General features: G+C 38.8%; 2 protein-coding genes and 1 pseudogene. 1 reads left to right on the forward strand and 2 read right to left on the reverse strand.

What is annotated here, in order from left to right; translation table 11 throughout:
- Nucleotides 1–5 precede the first annotated feature (5 nt).
- On the reverse strand, nt 6–353 hold the full coding sequence (locus A5N85_RS14010; protein WP_072577661.1) for a transposase: 348 nt from the start codon (nt 351–353) through the stop codon (nt 6–8).
- Nucleotides 353–523, reverse strand: a pseudogene (locus A5N85_RS17430) (IS630 transposase-related protein); the annotation flags it as partial. The gene A5N85_RS14010 and the pseudogene A5N85_RS17430, both read right to left, overlap by 1 nt.
- 93 nt (nt 524–616) lie before the next feature.
- On the opposite strand from A5N85_RS17430, the gene A5N85_RS18045 reads away from it, so the two are divergent.
- Nucleotides 617–771, forward strand: a 155-nt coding sequence (locus A5N85_RS18045) for a helix-turn-helix domain-containing protein (RefSeq protein WP_143143345.1), incomplete at its 3' end; no start/stop codon positions are given.

The raw sequence follows: 771 nt of genomic DNA on the forward strand, positions 1-771 counted from the left end.
CCAAACTATCTCATGCCCATGCTCTTCAATGATTGCTTGATATATACACTGCGTTTATGAAAAGCGGCATTGTCCATGACAATTACACTGTTTTTAGGTAACTCAGGTAACAGTGCTTCTCTCACCCAATGAGAGAAAATATCGCTGTTAATAGAACCATCATATAAGCGTAAGGCAAACAATTCTCCATTGATAATGGCTCCAATCGCATTGCTCTGGTTCTTTAAATGCCAGTTATCACTTCCATGACAAACTTCTCCTTTTGTGCTGTAGCCATAAGGTCTATGATCAAAGGCTTTAAAACCACATTCATCAAGATAGACTATCGGTTTGTCTTGAGCGGTCTTATCCACTATTTGTTCTTGAAAGTGCTCTCTTTTCTCTGTGTCGGCTTTTGGATGTTGGTTAATCTTTTTTTATGCGTTATCTTTAGTCGCTTTAGAGCATAACAAATCGCTGATTGCGAGCAATTAAAACGTCTAGCGCTTTCCCATTGGTAATCATCGGGATACTGCTCAATATCCTTATAGTCAAATCACTTATAATCCAATCTATCCAAAGCAGATATAAAGAACAACTTGTAGTAGAATTATCAAAAACAAACTGAGCATATCCTATGACCTACTGCAGCCAATTCCGACAGAAAATTCTTAACGATATTGCTAATGGAGAAACTTGGCGCGCTGTTGCAAAGCGCTACAAGATCAGCAAATTCACCGTCTATAGCTGGATTAAAAATCCCCATCCTAAAGGCTTTACTGAGCGTAAGCC

This window comes from Suttonella ornithocola (genome assembly GCF_001889065.1).
Lineage (GTDB): Bacteria > Pseudomonadota > Gammaproteobacteria > Cardiobacteriales > Cardiobacteriaceae > Suttonella_A > Suttonella_A ornithocola.